The sequence below is a fragment of the Promicromonospora alba genome (assembly GCF_042654905.1).
GTDB lineage: Bacteria > Actinomycetota > Actinomycetes > Actinomycetales > Cellulomonadaceae > Promicromonospora > Promicromonospora alba.
Window position 1 is genome coordinate 171,561 of sequence record NZ_JBHSFI010000003.1, and the last position, 18,342, is coordinate 189,902.

An 18,342-nucleotide genomic window follows, 5' to 3' on the forward strand; every position below is an offset into this window, starting at 1 on the left:
TGCATTTCCGATGGCTCTTTCAATGGCGTCGAACGGTAGCGGGGAAAGCGCTCAGCCGCCCGCAACCATGCCGACGAACAACCCGTGCACTCGCGTGTCCCCCGTGATCTCGGGGTGGAATGCGGTGGCGAGCAGCGGACCCTGCCGTGCTGCGACGATCCTACCGGCGGCCGCCACAGGACGGCCCTGCGTATCCACAGCGGGGATGCGTGCCAGCACCTCGACGTCGCGCCCGGCCTCCTCGATCCAGGGGGCGCGGATGAACGCGGTGCGTACCGGACCGCCGTCGGGGATGCCGACGAGATCCAGGTCCGTCTCGAACGAGTCGACCTGCCGCCCGAACGCGTTGCGCCGCACGACGACGTCCATGCCGCCGACGGTCTGCTGGTCGGCGGTGCCGTCCAGGATCCGGTCGGCGAGCAGGATCATCCCGGCGCACGAGCCGTACACCGGCAGGCCCTCCTTGATCCGGGCCTGCAGCAGGTCGCGCAGCTCGAAGATGCGCAGCAGCTTGTCGATGGTCGTGGACTCCCCGCCGGGGAGCACGAGCCCGTCGACGGCGGCCAGCTCGGCCGGGCGCCGCACGGACACGGCGTGCGCGCCCACGGACTCCAGGGCGGTCAGGTGCTCACGGACGTCGCCCTGCAGGGCGAGGACGCCGATGGTCGGTGTACTCACAACTGATCATTCTACGTGTGGCTCAGTCGTCGAACTGCTCGCCCAGGTGCCGGACCTGTCCGTCCCAGCCCGCCACCAGGCGGTCGACGACATCGGGCAGCTCGGGTGGGAACACCTCCAGCGGCTGGTCGCGCAGCTCCGCCGCCGACAGCCAGGCCAGCTCGTCGAGCAGCTCCCGCTCGGCGGGCGTCCAGCCGACGTCGGTCATCTCGATCGCCTCCGGCGTCCGCGCGAGGTAGAAGACCTCGTGCTGGCGGCACGTCTCGGCGAAGAACTCGAAGATGCCCGTCCGCGTGAGCACCGGACCCACCAGGTCGTCCGTGTCGAGCGTGATGCCCACCTCCTCGTGGAGCTCCCGCAGCGCTGCCTGCTCGGGGGTCTCCCCCGCGTCGATGCCGCCGCCCACCGTGAACCACCAGGACCGTTCGGGCTGGTTCACGTCGTGCGAACGCACCACCAGGACCCGGCCCGCGGCGTCCAGCAGGATGACGCGGGCCGCCGAACGCTCCCGGATGCCGTCCGGTGCCGGGACCCAGTCGTCCCCGAGGGCGGAGGTGATGGACATGCGGGTCAGGATAACCGGCGCGGTCTCGGTGATGATGGGCCGCGTAGCGAGCGGCCCGCCCGCGACGCTGGTCGCGCCGTCAGCCCCACGCCAGGCTCAGCACGGCCTGGCCGTCGGGTGCCTCGACGGCTTCGACCAGCATCCCGTCCAGGTAGTACTGGGTGCCGTCGGCGGTGATGATCGTGGCGGTGCTGCCCCCGCTCGACTCGCTCTCCGCGGAGAGCGTCAGGCCGATCGAACCGTCGGCGACGTCGTCGACGGTCAGCAGGCTCCAGCCGCCGAGTGCCAGGCCTGTCGGCATCTCCCAGCCCAGCTCCTCGTCCAGCTCGATCTCGGTGCCCGCCTCGACGACGACCTCGCAGGTGGCGTCGAAGCAGGCGTCGTAGCTGGTGCCGTCCGCCGCGGCGACCGGCCCGTCGTCGGGCACCGTGGACGCCGTTCCCGAGGACGTGCTCGTCGCCCCGTCCGGGCCGCTCGGCTCCTGTCCGGGCCCACCACAGGCCACCAGACCGAGCACTACGAGCGCGAGCGCTGCATGTCGGCGCCTCATGGACATCCCCTCCGTCGGGTCCTGGATCCTGTGCTCAGTTGTACAGGCCGGGTCCCGGGAGGGGTCCCGACGACGCATAATCGCCGTACCTGCATCCAGCGACGCGCATACGGAGGCGATCGATGTCCGCAGACCGGACCACGGCGTGGCAGAACAGGCTCTACTTCGTCCTCCTCGGCCTGACCGATGCCGACCTGAGGGACGCGGGAGTGCGGTTCGACTACACCCGTGACTCGCTCGGTGACCTGGAACGGGTCGTCCTGGACCGCTTCGCGGCGACCGGTGAGCTCACCCGCCCGGGGCGCCGCGACCTCGTGGACGGCCTGGTGGCGTACGTGGGCGAGACGCTCATGCGCGCGGCCGGCGGCCGCTGGACCTGGGACGACGGCGCGGGCACACCGCTGGTGTCCGCGGACCCGGAGCTGGGCCTGGAGCCCGTGGCACCGCGCGCGCTGCTCGACGACGCCGTGGGCGCGCGGACCGGCGACCGGCTCGCGCGGGTGCTCGACCACTGGGCGCAGGCGGTCGCGGACCGCCAGGCACGCACGCCCGGCTGGCGCCCCGACAAGGAACGCACGATGGCCGACCCTCCGGAGTCGCTGGAGGAAGAACTGCGCGACTGGCTCGACCTGCAGGCAGGTTCCTTCGACGCGTGGGTCGCGTCGTTCGGCGGCGATACCGCCTGGGACTTCACGCCCGGGACGCTGCCCGCCGTCCAGGCGGTCCTGCGCGCGACGGTGTCCACGACCACGGATCTGAACGAGCCGGAGCATCTCCGGCTCCGCGACGGCGCGGCGTGGTACGTCGGCGAGACGTTCCGGCGCAACCTCGGCGGTGCGTGGGTCAAGACCCGTGGGGCGGGAAAGCGGAACTTCCCGCGGGTCGAAGGGCTAGGACCCCACGGCACCTCCCGGGTCACGCCCGTGATCGCTCTCGAAGGGGCGCTGGAGGAGGACGGCTACCTGAGCGAGCGGTTCCGAAAGGCGGGTGAGTCCTTGCGGCCACGAAACGGGTGATCCTACCCTTGACCTGCCACGACACCGGAGGTCACCATGCCAGGCACCCAGCGCCGAGGCGCCGTCGCAGTACTGGTTGTCGCACTGCTCGTCGCGCTGCTCGGCACAGGGGCCGCTCCGGCGCCCGACCCGCTGAACCCTGCCCTGCCGCCGGAGCGGCTCGCGGCGACCAACGCAGCGGCCTCGGACGGCGAGGGCTGGCAGTACACGTACCAGAACCTCAGCCAGTTCTGGGGAGTCCCCGCCGACTCCGACAAGCTCAGCACCCGGAACCTCGACGCGCTCCAGGCCCACTCCGAGTACGCCTACGGCACCGAGGAGCACCTGCTGACCGCATGGCGGGACTTCCTCCTGAAGGTCCAGGACAAGGGCGAGGTCCCGGCCTGGGACGAGCTGAGCGACGTCGAGAAGAAGGAGCTGTGGGGCGCGTACCTGAAGGGGTACATCGTCATCGGGCAGAACCGGGCCAAGGGCGCCGCCTTCGAGAAGCTCCTGGACCAGCTCTTCGGATACATCGCGCTCGGGTACCAGTACAACAAGGCGCTGCCCGGCACCGACGGCAAACGGCGGGGCGACTACTTCTACGTCGACGAGGACGGGAACCTCCAGGTCGCCATCGAGGCGAAGTCCGGCAAGTCGGTGGACTACGACCAGGCTCGCATGTACAAGGCGCTGAAGGACAAGTACGGCACCCGGGTCATCTACATCCTCGGCGACAACCCGGCCCCGGCAACCGTCAGGTTCCTCGAGAGCCTCGGCTTCGAGGTCTACTACGTCAGGACCATGCCCAATCCGGGAACGTCCGCCGACGTCGGCACGGAGCCGTTCGCCGGACCGCCCGGCTCGATGGACGGCGACGGCGTCCTGACGCCGTCCGAGGACACGATCGACCAGGCCACCGCCACGTCGCTCGGGACGAAGGGCCTCACCGAAGGGCTGCTGGAACACTTCGACGAGATGGCGCGCGACCTCGGCGAGTTCAACGCGGCCGACGCCGACATGGTGGCCGACGACCTCGGCGGCGTCGACTTCTCCACCGTGGAGCTGCGGTACGTCTCCGACGACTACGACCCCGAGCTCGGCACGTCCACCAGCTACTCGTTCTCTGTCGAGCCGGGCGAGGGCGGCGTCTCGGTCGGCGGGCAGGAGGCCGCCAAGCTCGCCTCTGACTCGTTCTACACGTGGCTGGCCCTCGACCCCGAGACGTTCTGGGTGAACCTCAACCCCGACGAGCCCGACCGCATCGTCGACAAGCAGCTCGGCACCACCGACGCCGGGCGGGTGCTGCTCCAGGCCGACTTCCAGATGAAGAGGACCGTCGGCGAGCTCATCCACCCGGACCGCAAAGCGGGCCTGCGCTTCTGGAACTCCCTGCGCGGCGTCGACAAGTGCCTCTCCATGCGGCAGTGGATCGTGCCGAGGCCCGCGGTGGTCCGGGACGCCGGCGACGAGCTGCTCATCCTCGACGCGCCGCTGGAGGTGAAGCTCGAGAACGAGTACGTGTCCGAGGGTGGCATCGCGGACGCCGCAGGCTGCGAGACCATCTCCCCCGAGGACGCCACCCACAACGAGAAGGTCTACCGGCGCACGATCCTGCCGAAGCTGGAGAAGGCGGTCAACGAGGCACCCGAGTACGCGGACCTGCGCCGGGTGTACACCAGCCGGGTGGCGGCCGAGTGGTTCCGGCAGCGCAGCGCGACCGAGACCACCGCCTACGACAGCATCATCGGGTCGGGCGACGTCGCGCGCTGGCCCGCGACTGACGACTGGACGCCCCAGGACACGTTCGACGCCTACGTCGAGTCGTACCGCGAGGGCGAGTTCGATGTGACGCGCGAGACGCGCGAGGGCGATTACGTGGTCACCAACACCTACGTCTACGGCGGCGTCGATTTCTTGGACGTGCCCACCGAGAAGGTGCCGGACGCCGAGTTCGCCCAGAAGTACGAGACCACGGCCTCGGCCGCCAGGCAGGGCATCACGTTCCCCGCGTCCGACGACGGCGCGGGCACGGTCTGGATGGGCGGCCAGGCAGCTGAACGGCCGCCGTGGGACCCGATCCCCGTACCCGCCTCGCCGTGGTCGAGCCCGTTGTTCTACCTCGTCGCGGGGCTGCCGCTGGTCGCGTGGCTGGTGTTCGGAGCGTTGCTGCTCGGACGGGGGCGGCGGCCGGTGGCGGCAGGCGCCGTCGGACCGGAGGGTGGCGCACGATGAGCCTGCCCCCGCGGCCCGGCACCGTCACACTCGCGAACTACCTGCTCGGCGGTGTCGCCGCTGTCTGGCTCTCCGGGGCGGGCGCGGCGTACTTCGCCCTGCCCCATGTCGAGCACGCGGTGAGCGCCGAGGCCGAGGACCCGCTCGCCGGTTCGTTCGCCGCCGTGCTCGTGGCGCTCGTCACCACCGGCGCGGTCCTGCTGGCGGTGCTCCCGGTGCTGCTGACCGTCTTCGGCCTGCGGGGCAGCCCCACCGGACGCGTCCTGAGCATCGTCCTGTGCTCGGTCGCGATCCCCGTCGCGCTGCTCCTGCTCCTCATCGACCCGTTCGGCTCGGTCCGCTGGCTGGGCGGGGTCTATGCCGGGGTGTCCGTGCTGACGGTCCTGCTCGCCGTGGCGGTGATCGTCCTGCTGGCCCGGCGCACGGTCAAGACCTGGTCCGACGACGCCGCCGCGACGCGACGGACGCGGCGTCCGTCCGCCGTCCCGCCCGGCAACCCCTACGCCCACCCGCCGGTCGGTTAGTCACTGGCGAGGCTTGACCCGCTTGGTGGGGACGGCGGTCAGCGGGTCCTCCGGCCACGGATGGCGGGGGTAGCGGGCGCGCAGGTCGGCGCGGACCTGGGGATAGCCCTGCTTCCAGAACGAGGCGAGGTCGCTGGTGATCGCGACCGGGCGCTGTGCGGGCGACAGCAGGTGCAGGACGACAGGGACCCGGCCGTCCGCGACGGCCGGCGTGGCGGTCCAGCCGAACACCTCCTGCAGCTTCACCGCGAGGACCGGCGGCTCGACGCCGTCGTACGCGAGCCGGACCTCGGAGCCTGACGGCACGCGGAGCCGTTCCGGTGCGAGCTCGCCGAACCGAGCCGCCGCGGGCCACGGCATCAGCCGCCGGAGCGCGGAGGCCACGTCGATGCGGGCGAGGTCGCGGGTGCCGCGCACCGAGGCGAGCTCGGTGCCCAGCCAGCCGTCGAGGTCGGCCAGCAGCGCCTCGTCGTCGACGGCGGGCCACGGGGAGCCCAGGTGCGCGTGGCAGAACGCGAGCCGCTCCCGCAGGGCGAGTGCCGCCTCCGACCAGCGCAGCACGGACAGCCCGCTGCGCCGGATGCCGTCGCGGACGGCCGCCTGCACGAGCAGGGGGTCGGGCTTCGCCAGCGGGACGTCGCCCAGCACTATCGCGCCGAGCGCCTCGACGCGCCGCGTCACGATCCGGCCGTCGTCCCAGCGGATCTGGTCGGTGGTCGACAGGAGGTCGCCCGCGACGTCCCGCGCCGTCGGCTCGTCGATCGGCGCCGCGGACCGGATCCGGGCGTCGGCGCGACCGGGGGCCCGGTCGGCGACCGCGATCGCCAGCCAGGGGGTGGTCCGCAGCGGGGACTGCGGATCCAGGGCGGCGCCCGTGCCGCCCGACATCTGGTAGGTCGCCGAGTCGGTCCCCCGGGCCCGCGCGATCCGGTCCGGATAGGCCAGCCCCACCACGATCCCCACGGCGAGATCATCGGGTACTCCGCGCGTCCCCCGGCCGGTCTGCGGGCCGCCGGACGCCGTGCCTCGGCCGAGCCGCTTCGCCTCTTCTCGCCAGCGGGCCGTCGCTCCGCGGTCCTCACCGCGGCGCAGGGCCCGCCAGCGGGCCGGCAGGTCGTCGCCGAAGCTGCGGCCGGAGTCGTCCGAGAGCATCGCGACGATCTCGTGCGCCCGGTCGGCGCCGACCCGCGGCGTCCCGTCCAGCAGCGCACGGGCAAGACGAGGATGTGCCCCGATCGCCGTCATCCGCCGGCCCCGCTCGGTGATCCGGCCGTCGTCGTCGGTGGCGTCGATGCGGCGCAGCAGCTCGGTGGCCGCGGTCATCGCCGGCGCCGGCGGCGCGTCGAGCAAGGTCAGACCGGCGCCGGCGGGCGCACCCCACGCCGCGAGGTCGAGGGCGAAGCCCGCCAGGTCGGCGATCGCGATCTCGGGCGCCGCGTGGTCGTCGAGACGCGCGTGGTCGGTGGCGGACCAGCACCGGTAGACCCGGCCGGGTGCCTCCCGGCCGGCGCGGCCCGCCCGCTGGTCGGCCGACGACTTCGAGACCCGGCAGGTGACCAGCGAACCGAGGCCGCGGGACTGGTCGGTCCGCGGCTCCCGGGCGAGACCCGCGTCGACCACTACCCGGACCCCGGGCACGGTCAGCGAGCTCTCCGCGACCGACGTCGTCACCACGATCCGGCGAGTGGCGGACGGCGCCAGGGCGCGGTCCTGCTCGGCCCGCGACTGGCGGCCGAACAACGGCAGGACGTTCTCACCGGCCAGCCGGCGAGTCACACCGCTGATCTCCCCCTCCCCGGGGACGAACACGAGGATGTCGCCTTCATTCTCGGCAAGTGCACGCCGCACGACGGCGGCGACGTGGTCCAGCAGACGCGGGTCCACCCGCCCGCCCGGAAGCAGCGGCACGGGGACGGGTGGTGGGGCCCACTCGACCGCAACGGAGAACAGCGCGGCCGACGCGGTGACCACGGGCGCCGGGACGTCGGCACCCAGTGCACGGCTCAGCCGGACCGTGTCCGCCGTGGCAGACGTCGCGACGATCGCCAGGTCCTCCCGGAGGTTCGCCCGGACGTCGACGCAGAGCGCGAGCAGCAGATCGGCGTCGAGATGCCGCTCGTGGCACTCGTCGATCACTATCGCCGCGACCCCCGGCAGCTCCGGGTCCCGCTGCAGACGCCGGACGAGGAGCCCCGTCGTCACCACCTCGACGCGGAGCCCCTTGCCGCCGCTGCGCTCGCCGCGCATCGCGTAGCCGATCCGCTGGCCCAGCGGCTCGCCGACCAGCGTCGCGAGCCGGGCCGCGGCCGCGCGCGTCGCCATCCGGCGCGGCTCGGCGACGACGATGGTGCCCTCGAACGCATCGGCCAGCGCGAGTGGCAGCAGCGACGTCTTGCCCGACCCGGGCGGCGCGACCAGCACCGCGGTGCCGCGCGACCGCACGGCGTCGACCGTGGCGGGCAGCACGGCCCGGACGGGCAGGTCCGCCCCCCGCACCGACGGTTCAGGTAGCAGCACGCCCCGACGCTAACCGATTCCAGGAGCGCTGACCGACCACTTTCCTGTCCCGACGTTCCTCGCTCTGCTAGAAACGTCCAGAACGCGGTACCGGGCGTTCGACGGCCGCAGAAGGCATGAAGGAGACCGATGAACCAACGCGTGCTGCCCAACATGGACTTCTCCGCGTACGTGGACTCGGGAAGGTTCTCCCGACCGGGCCGGCTACGAGTGCTCGATCAGCTGGCTCGGCTCCAGACCGAACGCTCACGGGTCAGCCGCGCGGTGGAGTGCGGACAGCGGGTCGCAGCGCGCATCCTCGGGCGCGGCACGATCGCCATCAACCGGAACATGGCCCTCGAGGTGCCGTCCTGGCGGACTCTCGAGTCGATCCGCAACTCGGGCACCATCGGCCAGCTCGCCGTGAGTCTCCCGAACAACACGATCGTGATGGAGAACGGCCTGCGCATGACCAGCATCTGGCACTTCGACGGCCTGGACCCGGAGGTGCGGCTGGTCCTGTCTGCCGAGGACCCGGCGGCGTACTTCTTCGGCTACGCACCGGTGCAGATGAAGATCGTCGACAACGCCGAGGTGTTCCTGGACGGACCGACGATCCGCGGCGAGCCGACGGTGATCGCGGTACGGGACGCGGCCTGCCTGGATGCCGCCCGCGGCTACTGGGAGGCGGTGCGCAGCACGATGTATCCGTGCGCTGCCGAGGCTCCGGCGATCGAGAGCTTGTCGGAACGCCAGCGGCGCGTCGTCACGCTCATGCTCACGTGCCCGTCGGACGAGCAGATCGCCCGGCGGCTCGGGGTGAGCGTCCGGACGGTGCGCACGGAGGTCGCGGCGGTCCTCGACCTGCTCGACGCGCCGACGCGGTTCGTGGCAGGGGTCCGGCTACGGGAGTACCTGAGCGCCGTCATCGCCTGACCGGCCGCTGCCGCAAGGACCTCGCCCCGTGGGTGCATGTTGCAGATTCCTGCAACATGCCGGTGCCCTGCGGCGCCACGATGGCGCTCGTTCGTTCCCCGAACAGCGGGGACGCACTGAGATGCGAGGAGCAACCACCATGCGGATCCACCGCCCTGTCGCAGCCGCGATCGCCGTCCTCTGTTCCGCGTTCCTGTTCGCCGCGCCAACGGGAGCAGCTCAGGCGCAGTCCGCCACGGAGACACTCACCATCGATGAGGTGCTGGCAAAGGAAGCAGCGGCCGGCGAGATCAGCGCCCAGGCGCAGACGTTCTACTACTGCGCGGTGATCGACGGGACGACCGGCTGCCAGAGCGGCTACCCGATCGGCAGCGGGCTCGTTGTCGCTCGTCTCTACCAGTACAGCAACTTCAACGTCACCAGGAACGGCGTCGAGGGATTTCAGATCGTCGTCTACAACCCGCGGTACTCCGTCGGCTGCACCGGAGGTACCGGTGACAACGAGGGGCGCTTCACCCTGGGCACGGCGCACCGGAACAAGATCAACTCGGTGAAGACGTACAACGGCTGCGACGTGAAGCTGTACAACGGCACCGGCGGCTCGGGCAGTTCGACGCCCTTCATCGATGAGGCCGCGAACCTGAACGTGTACGGCTTCAACAACAGCGCGGAGTCGGTCCAGATCTCCTGACCGTCCTGCGCGCCGGGAGCGCCCCGTCGCCCCTGACCGGGGCGCTCCCGGCGACGCGGTCAGCTACGCGGGCAGATGTACACCGAGTTCGTGGTGACCCAGTCCGCGCCCACCGAGCCCGACCGCAGCCACTGCACGTACGCCTGCGCCCGGACGAGCTTTCGCGCGGAGGAGCCGCACGACCATGAGTTGGTGCGCTCCACATCCTGCTCGGAAGCCCAGCTGTCGGCGGGGAACTCGTCCCGGAGGTTCAACCAGGTGCCGTTGTAGTTGTACTGGAGGCGGACCTCGACAACCCGGACGCTGTAGTTGTAGTTGTCGTCCCTGTCGGCTACCCGGGCATGGGCGTTGAAGACCCCGGCGGACGACATCTCCACGTTGGCGCAGCGGAGGATCCGGTCGCCGGGCTGCAGCTGTCGCTCCCGATGCGCCCGCTCGACGTCGCGCACGGCATGGACAGCCGGGTCCGCGTGATCCGCGACCGGGACGGCGAGCAGGTGGGAGCCGCCTGGCTGCGGACGCTCCGGCCGTCGGGCCGTTACGTGTTCAGTGGCTGCTACTCGACGCGTCGGCTTCCCGGTGCGGCACAGCCGAGCGTCCACGTCGCGTTCCCGCTCGAGTCCGGCAACGTCCAGGTGTTCCTGCGCCCGATGCGGATCTGGCGCACCTGGATGATGTGTCTCCACGACAAGATGGAGCCCGCCCGATGATCCATACCTTCCACCTCGCCGAGCTGCCGGCCGCGGTCACTGCACGCGCGCTGCTGCGGCCGCCGTCGGGCATCACCACACCCGGGCTGGACCACGCCGAGTGCCTGGCGCTCATGCGCCTGGGGGCGCCCACCGTCTCCCTGGACCGGCTGCAGCTCCGGCGGATAGCGGTCTTCGCACAGTGGCGTGACGAGGACGCGGTGGACCGCTTCCTGTCGGACGACGTCCTCGGCCGCCATCTGGCGACCGGCTGGCACGTCCGTCTGGAGTACCTGCGCCGCTGGTCCCGGCTGGCGGCCCTGCCGGGGCTGCCGGCCCGGGCAGGCGACTGGGACCAGGACGAGCCGGTGGTCGCGGTGACCGTCGCGCGGATGCGCCTGCTCGAGGTCCCCCGGTTCCTGCGGTGGGGCAAGCCTGTGGAGCGTCAGGTGCGTGACCACCCCGGCACCACGCTCGCCCTGGCTGCCTTCCGGCCGACGCACACGATCTCGACGTTCTCCGTGTGGCGCACGGTGCGCGAGATGGAGGAGATGGTGCACGGCCACTCCGGCGTCCCGGCCGACCGGCGGCACGCGGATGCCATGGTCGAACGGCGGCGCCGTGACTTCCACCACGAGTTCGCGACGTTCCGCTTCCGCCCGCTCGCGGAGCACGGCACCTGGGAGGGCCGGACGGGGATCGTCCCGCTGAGGTGATCCCTTGCGGAGCCGGACCGGCCTACCGGGTCAACGGTTGCGCCGTCGCTTCCTCAACAGTGGCGTCGCGGTCCACCTCCGGCACCGGGGCGAGCCGCCCCGTCGCCAGCGGGTAGTGCCAGACCGCCCAGATCAGACCGGTCACGAGGGTCGCTGCCACGGGCCGGCCGACGAACACCCGTTGCCGCAGGTAGCCGGTCCAGCCGAACTCCTCGCCCCAGTAGATCGGCGTGAGCAGTGGCACGACAAACAGGAGCACCGCGACCAGCGCCCAGCCGGGCAGGCCGCCCATCTGGCCGTCCAACGAGGCGAGGGGCACGCCGAACAGCGCGGCCACGGCAGCGGTGGCCGCGACGAGAGCAACCGGGCCGAGCCAGGCCATGAGGTACTGAGGCCACGCCTCGCGCAGCCGCAACCGCAGCCCGGCGTCCGCGAACCCCTCGCCGGTCACCCACCGTCGCACGACAAAGGCCGCGAGCGCCGGCGCGAACGCGAACGGCAGCTGCACCAACGGGTTCACCAGCGAGTAGCCGAGCGCCCAGGCACCGACCATGCCCAGCCAGGCAAAGCCGAACGCGATGACGAGAAAGGTGGTCAGCCCGCGTGCGCGGGTCTTCATGGCTGTCATGCCCCCACAAGACCATCGGGGCACGGGCACGGTCATTGACTGCAAGGGGCCGTTCGGAGGTAGTGCTGGGCATACCCCTTCAACCACAAAGGGAGCCCTGCGGACAAGAGTCCGCAGGGCTCCCCACCTGCTCAGGACGAGCTCAGCTGCACCGGAGAGCAACCGCGCCTAGTCAGCGGTGCAGGTCACCGGCACCGACGACGGCGCGGTGCCGTTCGCGGTGAACCCGATCTCGGTGGACGCCCCGGCAGCCAGCGACCCGTTCCAGTCGACGTCGGACACCGTCACCGCCGAGCCCGACGTGGTGAACCGCCCGTTCCAGCCCTGCACGAACGACGCCGGCGCCAGGTCGAACCTCGCGGTCCAGCCACCGATCGCGGCACTGCCCGCGGTGACCCGGACGGCCGCCTGGAAGCCGCCGCCCCACTGGTTCACGACGGTCAGCGCGCCCGTGCAGCCACCCGGCTCGACGACCGGGCCCTCGCCGGTCGTCGCCGTGACCGCGCCGGACGGTGGCGAGACGTTGCGCGCGGCGTCGTACGCCCGCACCGTGTACCCGTACGCGGTCTCGGGGTCCAGGCCCGTCTCGGTGTACGACGTCGTGCTCGAACGGCCCACGACCGCGCCACCCCGCAGCACCTCGTAACCCGTCACGCCCACGTCGTCCGTCGCGGCGGCCCACGTCAGGGAGACGGAGTTCGCCGTCGTTCCGGTGACCCGGAGGCCGGTCGGCGCCGTCGGCGCCTGCGTGTCCGGCTCGCCGACGCCGTCGCCCAGGAGCCGGTCGTAGTCGGCCATCGCCGTCGCGACGGCGACCTGAGCCCAGAACCGGTGGTACGTGAACTGCGGCGCGGCGCCGCCGTCCAGGTACTCCTGCACCTCGGGGAACATCGGGTCGTCCTGGTAGAACGACCGGATGTCGAGGAACGACACCCCGGGCTCGACCACGTCGCCGTTCGGGTTCGTGCCCGACCAGCCCGGCGGCACGTAGGTGCCGTTGCCGCCCGGGGTGATCTCGTCGTCGAACCGGCCGTAGTCCGTGCGGGTCTCCACGGTGGCGACACCCATGTCGTCGCTGTCCTGGGTCCACATGGCGTCGAGCAGGGCCTTGGCGGTGTCGTCCGCGGCCTGGTCGCCCGAGGCCGCCGCGTAGTAGATCAGCGTGCGGGCGAGAGCACCCGCCACGCCGACGTCCTGCCCGTGGTCGGTCACCTCGACGTGCAGCCCCGCGTTGCTGCCCGGGTTACCCGGGTTCCACGTGTCGGGCTGGCCGGACCACGACAGCGTGGACGGCACCTCCCAGGTGGTGTCGGTGACGGTGATCTCCGACAGCACCCACGGCACCCACTTCTCCAGGATGGCCTCGGCCCGCGCGTCGCCCGTCTCGTGGTAGAGCTGCGCGATCCGTTCCATGCCCCAGCCCTGCATGCCGATCCACTGGTTCGACGGCGGGTCCTCGTAGACCGGGTCCTCGTCGTAGACCATGCCGTAGAACGTGCTGGAACCTGCCGGGTGAGCGGCGTAGCGGCCGCCGACGCTGTTGGTCGCCCCGCCGGCGATCCCGCCATCGGAGGACTGCAGCCACTGGAAGAACTCGATCTGCCGGTCCAGGCTCTCCGACCAGTCGTCCTGCGCGGTCGGTGACGACGGGACCAGGTCCGGGTCCGTCGACAGCGCGTGCGCCGCGAGCGGGTTCTGGTAGCCGAAGTGCGCGTGCGACGACCCGATGCGCCAGGCCCACGGGCCGGACGTGTCCAGCGCGCCGCCCCACGCGTAGTACCAGGACAGCAGGTAGTGCGCCGAGCTGCGGCCGCTGCCCGCCGGGCACGACGTCGACTCGCAGCCGGGCTCCTTGAAGTACTTGTCGAACAGCGCGTAGCGCAGGTAGTCGCCCATCTTGGACGCCTTGTCGACGGTGCCGGCGATCTCGGATCCGGCGCCCTGCGCCTCGGCGAACTGCTTGGCCCAGTACACGGCCTCGATGGCGCGGGCGTCGGCGTCCGGGGCGTTGGTGTACTTCCACTGCTTCGCGTAGCTCGCGTCACCCGTGAACAGGTCGAGGTAGCCGTTGGGCCCGCCGAAGGAGAAGTCGTCGATCGACGGCTGCGGGATGGTCTCCCACACCGACTCCTGCGGACCCCGCTGGAACGTGTTGATGTACGAGGGGCCGGGGTGGTTCGGGCCCTGCAGCGTCGACGAGCCAGGCGCGGCGCCGAAGCCGTAGATGTTGTCGACGTCGGAGAGCCAGTGCATGCCGTAGACCTCGGACGTGCCGTAGGTCTGCCGCAACTCGGAGCCGATCGGGTCCGAGCCGACGGACACACCGGTGTCGAGCTGTGACGGGTACTGGCTCGGGTGGTCGTGCTCGGGGGCGTACGTCGCCGGGTCGGCCGGGTTGTAGGCGCCGTTCGTCGGCTGGTTCTCCGTCGTCGGGATCATGTTGTCCTCGAGCGTTTCCCAGGCCTGGTTGAACGGGTCCCAGTCCCCCGTCACCTGGCCGTACGACGCCTCCAGCCAGAGCCAGAAGCTGTACGCCTCCGACGTCGTCTCGTGCCCGTAGTCCGGGGCCTCGACCATCAGCGTCTCTGCTGCGTGGTACGGGATCCCCTGCGGCGAGAAATAGCCGTTCGCCGGGTCGTGAAGCTTCTCGTACATCTCGAGGAACCGGTCGGTGTACTCACCGGCCACCGCCAACGGCGCGGCTACGGTCGCCCCGCCGCCGTCGTCCTCCGGGGTGACGCCCGGCAGGCCGGCGCTCGCGGGCGCCATCATGCCGATCGTCGCCAGTGCCGCGACGGTGAGCGTCGCGGTCGTCGCGGCTATTCGCCGCCGTCGTCTCGGACTCCTCGGAGCCGCTGGGTCTCGGTGCATCCCGTGCATCCCGTGCATGGCGGGCCGCCTTCCTTGGTCGGTGCACATGGCCGACGCCTCGGCGGGCCGGGGCGCGTCATGACTTTCCGGTCGGAGGGCGGCGCGGGGCAACGAACCTAAAGGATTAACGTGGCGGGTTCGTGGGCCGCGCGGAACGCCGTCGGGCAGGCAGCGACGGTGCCCCGACTGGGGTTCCGGCCCGGGCGGCGGGTACCCTACGGCGTGCCAACGAACGCGGGGATCGACCCGGACGAGCTCGCCACCACCCTCCGGGTGCTGGGCAGCCTCAAGGACCTCGACCCCAACCATCCCGACGTCCAGACGGTCAAACGGGCGACCGGTTACATGTGGAAGCTGCTCAAGAAGTCCCGTAAGGCCGCGGTCCGCGAGGAGATCCAGGCGCACGACCGGAGCGTCATCGAGCGGACGGCGACCGGCTCGGCGGCGCGGATCGACGACGAGACCGCCGGCATCCCGCTGGTCTCGACCGCGCCGGGGGCGTTCGCCGGGGAGCTGCGCACCGCCCGCGCCTGCTACATCTGCAAGGCGGACTACACGCTGGTCGACTCGTTCTACCACGGGCTGTGCCCGGACTGCGCAGCGAAGAGCCATGCGCGGCGCGACCAGCGCACGGACCTGACCGGCCGCCGCGCCCTGCTCACCGGCGGCCGCGCGAAGATCGGCATGTACATCGCGCTGCGCCTGCTGCGCGACGGCGCCCACCTCACCATCACCACCCGCTTCCCGAAGGACGCGGTGCGCCGCTTCTCGGCGATGCCCGACGCCGCCGACTGGCTGCACCGGCTCAAGATCGTCGGGATCGACCTGCGCGACCCCACCCAGGTGATCGCGCTCGCCGACGACGTCGCCGCGGCGGGCCCCCTCGACATCCTGGTCAACAACGCCTGCCAGACGGTCCGCCGGTCCCCGGGGTCCTACTCACAGCTCGTCACGGGCGAGTCGACGCCGGTCGCCCCGCTCCCCCACGGGCTGGTGGCGCCGGAGATGGTCACGTTCGACCGCATCTCGGAGGCGCACCCCGCCGCGATCGCGGGGGCCCTGACCGCCCTGTCGGTCGCCCACCACGAGGGACAGTCGCAGGACGACGCCGTCGCGATGCACAGCGCGGCATCCCTGACTGCGCTCGCGCTCCGGGCGGGCTCGGCCTCCCTGGACGCCCACCTGGCCGGCACCGCCGTCGACGCCGGCGGGCTCCTCCCCGACCTGCAGACGACCAACTCGTGGACCCAGGTCGTGGACGAGGTGGACCCGCTGGAGCTCCTGGAGGTCCAGCTCTGCAACGCGATCGCGCCGTTCCTGCTCATCTCCCGGCTGCGGCCGGCGATGCGGGCCGCGACGTCCAAGGCGCGCCGCGGGTACGTCGTCAACGTCTCGGCGATGGAGGGGCAGTTCTCCCGCCGGTACAAGTCCGCGGGGCACCCGCACACCAACATGGCCAAGGCCGCCCTCAACATGCTGACCCGGACCTCCGCGGCGGAGATGTTCGAGAAGGACCGGGTCCTGATGACCGCGGTGGACACCGGGTGGATCACGGACGAGCGCCCGCACCAGGAGAAGCTGCGGATCGCAGCCGAGGGCTGGCACGCGCCCCTCGACCTGGTCGACGGCGCAGCGCGCGTCTACGACCCGATCGTCCAGGGCGAGGCAGGGACCGACCTGTACGGGTGCTTCCTCAAGGACTACGTGCCGTCGCCCTGGTAGGGCTGGAAGAGGTTTGCAGGAACCTGCACCACGCCACGGCGGCGAACGCTCACGCTGGGGACGACACGTCGTTTCACGTCCCCTCGGGAGTCGCATGTCCGAGCACAGCACGCAGCACGACCTGCTCGCGCAGCTCCGCCGCCGGGCGGGTCTGACCCAGGAGGAGCTCGCCGAGCGGGCCGGCCTGGCCGTGCGATCGGTCAGCAACATCGAGCGCAGCGCCGTCGGGAGGCCGCGGGCGAGCACCCTCCTCGCCATCGGCGCCGGCCTCGGACTCGACGACGCCCGGGTCGGCGAGCTGCTCGACTTCTATCGTCGCCGGTGGGCGGACCGGGCCGCGGACGGCGCCCGGAACGACCCCGCCCGCCCGGTCACGGCCGCCCCGCCCACCTGGCGCACTCCGGCGACCCCCGCCACGGGTGCTCCAAGCACACCCTCCGCCACCGGCGAGGCGCCCGCCCAGCTCCCGGCCGCGCCGTCGACGTTCTCCGGACGGACGGCGGAGCTCTCTGAGCTGGATGACGTGCTGACCGGCTCCGACGGCGGTCACCGGTGCACCGTGCTCGACGGCACGGCCGGCGTCGGCAAGACCGCCCTCGTGCAGGCCTGGGCCCACGCACGGCGCGGCGCGTTCCCCGGCGGTCAGCTGTACGCCGACCTGCGTGGCTCCGCCCCCGGCCGGCCGCCCTCGGCCGAGGACATCGCCGGCCGGTTCCTGACCGACCTCGGGATCCCGGACGCCGGGGTCCCGTCGTCGGCCGTCGCCCGAACCGCGCTGCTGCGTCAGGTCCTGGCCGCGCGGCGCATGCTCGTCGTCCTCGACGACGTCGCGTCCGCCTCGCAGGTCCGGCCCTTGCTGTCCGGCCCGGGCGCCTGCACGACGATCGTGGCCAGTCGGCACCAGCTGCGCGGGCTCAGCATCCGTGATGGCGCCCGGCACGTCGGCGTCCACCCGATGCCCGACGACGACGCCGACCGGCTCGTCCGCACGCTCCTGGGCTACGAGCGCCTGCGCAGGGCACCGGGGGCCGTCGACGCCATCGTGCGCCGCTGTTGCGGGCTTCCGCTCGCGCTGCGCATCGCATGCGACCACCTGATCCGCCGGGCCGCCACGCAGGCGCCCGAGGCGTTGGCGGCCTGGCTCGCCGAGCCCGTACTGCTCGACGCGTTCCAGACCGCCGACGACGCCGAGTGCGACCTGCGCGCTGCCTTCTCGGCGTCGTACCGGAAGATCACGGACGAGGCCGCCCGATACTTCCGCCTGCTGGGAGTCGCACCGCGTACGCGTCTGTCCAGGGCGGCCATCACGGCGCTCTGGGACCTACCGTTCCAGACCACGGACAGGATCCTGGCCGAACTGGTCTCGGCGCACCTGGTCGAGGAGCCGTCGCCGGGCACGTACGAGCTGCACGGGCTGCTGTGGGAGTTCGCCCGGGAGACCGGCGTCGGCCAGGACCCCGAGCCGATCAGACGCGCGGCCCTGCGCGGGATGCTCGAACACTGGGCCACCGGCCGCGCGGCGCACAGCTGATCACACGCTGCGCGCCGCGCGCCGGCGACGGCGACGAGCGACCGCTACGGCCGGGCTCGCGGTCACTCCGGCGCGACGCACCAGACCAGTTCCTTCGGGCACTGTTGCACGCTCACCGGCGCGGGTACGCCGCAGTCGAACCGCTTGCACGGGTCCCACGCGCTCGCGGGCGCGGCCGACGACAGGCCGCCGGCCACCGTCAGCAGCATCGTCGTGGCGACCACCAGCGCTCGCTTCATCGTCGTCATGTGCGTCTCCTCGTTCGGGTGCGGCACCAAGACCTTTGGTGACAGGTGAATGCTGACAGCGCGCCGCCGAACCGCCCAGGACATCTTGCCGGTCGCCGAAAGTTGCCTGCGCGGTGCCGGTCGATTTGCCGGAGGAACTTCCTGGTCCTCACCACCGCACGCTGCCTTAGATGGCTCAGTCCGTACACCCAGGAGGGAGACCAGCCATGACGATCGTCGTTCGTAAGGTCGAGCCGGTGAAGGCGACCAACTACCCCGTGCCGCCCG

Annotated in this window: 17 protein-coding genes; 9 read left to right on the forward strand and 8 right to left on the reverse strand. The window is 71.7% G+C overall.

Annotation, left to right across the window (positions count from 1 at the left end; genetic code table 11):
- Positions 1-51: 51 nt before the first annotated feature.
- From pdxT to ACFO6V_RS05990, 3 genes are all read right to left on the reverse strand, one after another.
- Positions 52-678, reverse strand: coding sequence for a pyridoxal 5'-phosphate synthase glutaminase subunit PdxT (pdxT, locus tag ACFO6V_RS05980; RefSeq protein WP_377133227.1), 627 nt, complete (start codon positions 676-678; stop codon positions 52-54).
- A 22-nt stretch (positions 679-700) separates the two neighbouring features.
- Positions 701-1,243, reverse strand: coding sequence for an NUDIX hydrolase (locus ACFO6V_RS05985; RefSeq protein ID WP_377133229.1), 543 nt, complete (start codon positions 1,241-1,243; stop codon positions 701-703).
- Between the two features lie 79 nt (positions 1,244-1,322).
- Complete coding sequence (locus ACFO6V_RS05990) at positions 1,323-1,793, reverse strand: hypothetical protein (protein WP_377133231.1); 471 nt, start codon at positions 1,791-1,793, stop codon at positions 1,323-1,325.
- Positions 1,794-1,915: 122 nt separating this feature from the next.
- Here ACFO6V_RS05990 and ACFO6V_RS05995 point away from each other — a divergent pair, with 122 nt between their 5' ends.
- The 3 genes from ACFO6V_RS05995 to ACFO6V_RS06005 are packed head-to-tail and all read left to right on the forward strand — an operon-like array spanning position 1,916 to position 5,547.
- Positions 1,916-2,809: a hypothetical protein gene (locus ACFO6V_RS05995; protein WP_377133233.1), complete on the forward strand. Its 894-nt coding sequence runs from the start codon at positions 1,916-1,918 to the stop codon at positions 2,807-2,809.
- Between the two features lie 36 nt (positions 2,810-2,845).
- A complete protein-coding gene (locus tag ACFO6V_RS06000; RefSeq protein WP_377133235.1) occupies positions 2,846-5,023 on the forward strand; it encodes a hypothetical protein in 2,178 nt (725 codons plus the stop codon).
- A complete protein-coding gene (locus tag ACFO6V_RS06005; protein ID WP_377133237.1) occupies positions 5,020-5,547 on the forward strand; it encodes a hypothetical protein in 528 nt (175 codons plus the stop codon). The genes ACFO6V_RS06000 and ACFO6V_RS06005 overlap by 4 nt, the downstream gene beginning before the upstream one ends.
- On the opposite strand, the gene hrpB is transcribed toward ACFO6V_RS06005, so the two are convergent.
- Positions 5,548-8,064 (reverse strand): ATP-dependent helicase HrpB, encoded by a 2,517-nt coding sequence (gene hrpB / locus ACFO6V_RS06010; RefSeq protein ID WP_377133239.1) that lies wholly within the window; start codon positions 8,062-8,064, stop codon positions 5,548-5,550.
- A 129-nt stretch (positions 8,065-8,193) separates the two neighbouring features.
- Between hrpB and ACFO6V_RS06015 the strand changes: the two genes are divergently transcribed.
- Together ACFO6V_RS06015 and ACFO6V_RS06020 are read left to right on the forward strand one after the other, a co-directional pair.
- Positions 8,194-8,979 (forward strand): helix-turn-helix transcriptional regulator, encoded by a 786-nt coding sequence (locus tag ACFO6V_RS06015; protein WP_377133241.1) that lies wholly within the window; start codon positions 8,194-8,196, stop codon positions 8,977-8,979.
- Positions 8,980-9,118: 139 nt separating this feature from the next.
- Positions 9,119-9,670, forward strand: a complete 552-nt coding sequence (locus ACFO6V_RS06020; protein ID WP_377133243.1) for a hypothetical protein — start codon at positions 9,119-9,121, stop codon at positions 9,668-9,670.
- A gap of 59 nt (positions 9,671-9,729) precedes the next feature.
- On the opposite strand, the gene ACFO6V_RS06025 is transcribed toward ACFO6V_RS06020, so the two are convergent.
- Positions 9,730-10,047, reverse strand: a complete 318-nt coding sequence (locus ACFO6V_RS06025; RefSeq protein ID WP_377133245.1) for a hypothetical protein — start codon at positions 10,045-10,047, stop codon at positions 9,730-9,732.
- A gap of 48 nt (positions 10,048-10,095) precedes the next feature.
- Here ACFO6V_RS06025 and ACFO6V_RS06030 point away from each other — a divergent pair, with 48 nt between their 5' ends.
- Together ACFO6V_RS06030 and ACFO6V_RS06035 are read left to right on the forward strand one after the other, a co-directional pair.
- A complete protein-coding gene (locus ACFO6V_RS06030) occupies positions 10,096-10,380 on the forward strand; it encodes a hypothetical protein (RefSeq protein ID WP_377133247.1) in 285 nt (94 codons plus the stop codon).
- Positions 10,377-11,075, forward strand: coding sequence for a hypothetical protein (locus ACFO6V_RS06035; protein WP_377133249.1), 699 nt, complete (start codon positions 10,377-10,379; stop codon positions 11,073-11,075). The genes ACFO6V_RS06030 and ACFO6V_RS06035 overlap by 4 nt, the downstream gene beginning before the upstream one ends.
- A gap of 22 nt (positions 11,076-11,097) precedes the next feature.
- Here the strand turns inward: ACFO6V_RS06035 and ACFO6V_RS06040 are convergent, their stop codons facing one another.
- Both ACFO6V_RS06040 and ACFO6V_RS06045 read right to left on the reverse strand, forming a co-directional pair.
- Entirely contained in the window at positions 11,098-11,703 is a 606-nt protein-coding gene (locus ACFO6V_RS06040) for a CPBP family glutamic-type intramembrane protease (protein ID WP_377133251.1), read from the reverse strand.
- A gap of 168 nt (positions 11,704-11,871) precedes the next feature.
- Positions 11,872-14,472: a glycoside hydrolase family 48 protein gene (locus ACFO6V_RS06045; protein WP_377133253.1), complete on the reverse strand. Its 2,601-nt coding sequence runs from the start codon at positions 14,470-14,472 to the stop codon at positions 11,872-11,874.
- A gap of 324 nt (positions 14,473-14,796) precedes the next feature.
- Between ACFO6V_RS06045 and ACFO6V_RS06050 the strand changes: the two genes are divergently transcribed.
- Both ACFO6V_RS06050 and ACFO6V_RS06055 read left to right on the forward strand, forming a co-directional pair.
- On the forward strand, positions 14,797-16,296 hold the full coding sequence (locus tag ACFO6V_RS06050) for an SDR family NAD(P)-dependent oxidoreductase (RefSeq protein WP_377133255.1): 1,500 nt from the start codon (positions 14,797-14,799) through the stop codon (positions 16,294-16,296).
- Between the two features lie 94 nt (positions 16,297-16,390).
- Positions 16,391-17,827 (forward strand): helix-turn-helix domain-containing protein, encoded by a 1,437-nt coding sequence (locus ACFO6V_RS06055; protein WP_377133257.1) that lies wholly within the window; start codon positions 16,391-16,393, stop codon positions 17,825-17,827.
- A 62-nt stretch (positions 17,828-17,889) separates the two neighbouring features.
- On the opposite strand, the gene ACFO6V_RS06060 is transcribed toward ACFO6V_RS06055, so the two are convergent.
- Positions 17,890-18,075: a hypothetical protein gene (locus ACFO6V_RS06060; protein WP_377133259.1), complete on the reverse strand. Its 186-nt coding sequence runs from the start codon at positions 18,073-18,075 to the stop codon at positions 17,890-17,892.
- Positions 18,076-18,342: the final 267 nt, after the last annotated feature.

Excerpts from the sequence above, each read along its gene's own strand:
- ACFO6V_RS05985 (WP_377133229.1), bottom strand. The coding sequence starts at position 1,243 with ATGTCCATCACCTCCGCCCTCGGGGACGACTGGGTCCCGGCACCGGAC.
- ACFO6V_RS05990 (WP_377133231.1), bottom strand. The coding sequence starts at position 1,793 with ATGAGGCGCCGACATGCAGCGCTCGCGCTCGTAGTGCTCGGTCTGGTG.
- ACFO6V_RS05995 (WP_377133233.1), top strand. The coding sequence starts at position 1,916 with ATGTCCGCAGACCGGACCACGGCGTGGCAGAACAGGCTCTACTTCGTC.
- ACFO6V_RS06000 (WP_377133235.1), top strand. The coding sequence starts at position 2,846 with ATGCCAGGCACCCAGCGCCGAGGCGCCGTCGCAGTACTGGTTGTCGCA.
- ACFO6V_RS06005 (WP_377133237.1), top strand. The coding sequence starts at position 5,020 with ATGAGCCTGCCCCCGCGGCCCGGCACCGTCACACTCGCGAACTACCTG.
- ACFO6V_RS06015 (WP_377133241.1), top strand. The coding sequence starts at position 8,194 with ATGAACCAACGCGTGCTGCCCAACATGGACTTCTCCGCGTACGTGGAC.
- ACFO6V_RS06020 (WP_377133243.1), top strand. The coding sequence starts at position 9,119 with ATGCGGATCCACCGCCCTGTCGCAGCCGCGATCGCCGTCCTCTGTTCC.
- ACFO6V_RS06030 (WP_377133247.1), top strand. The coding sequence starts at position 10,096 with ATGCGCCCGCTCGACGTCGCGCACGGCATGGACAGCCGGGTCCGCGTG.
- ACFO6V_RS06035 (WP_377133249.1), top strand. The coding sequence starts at position 10,377 with ATGATCCATACCTTCCACCTCGCCGAGCTGCCGGCCGCGGTCACTGCA.
- ACFO6V_RS06040 (WP_377133251.1), bottom strand. The coding sequence starts at position 11,703 with ATGACAGCCATGAAGACCCGCGCACGCGGGCTGACCACCTTTCTCGTC.
- ACFO6V_RS06045 (WP_377133253.1), bottom strand. The coding sequence starts at position 14,472 with ATGGCGCCCGCGAGCGCCGGCCTGCCGGGCGTCACCCCGGAGGACGAC.
- ACFO6V_RS06055 (WP_377133257.1), top strand. The coding sequence starts at position 16,391 with ATGTCCGAGCACAGCACGCAGCACGACCTGCTCGCGCAGCTCCGCCGC.
- ACFO6V_RS06060 (WP_377133259.1), bottom strand. The coding sequence starts at position 18,075 with ATGACGACGATGAAGCGAGCGCTGGTGGTCGCCACGACGATGCTGCTG.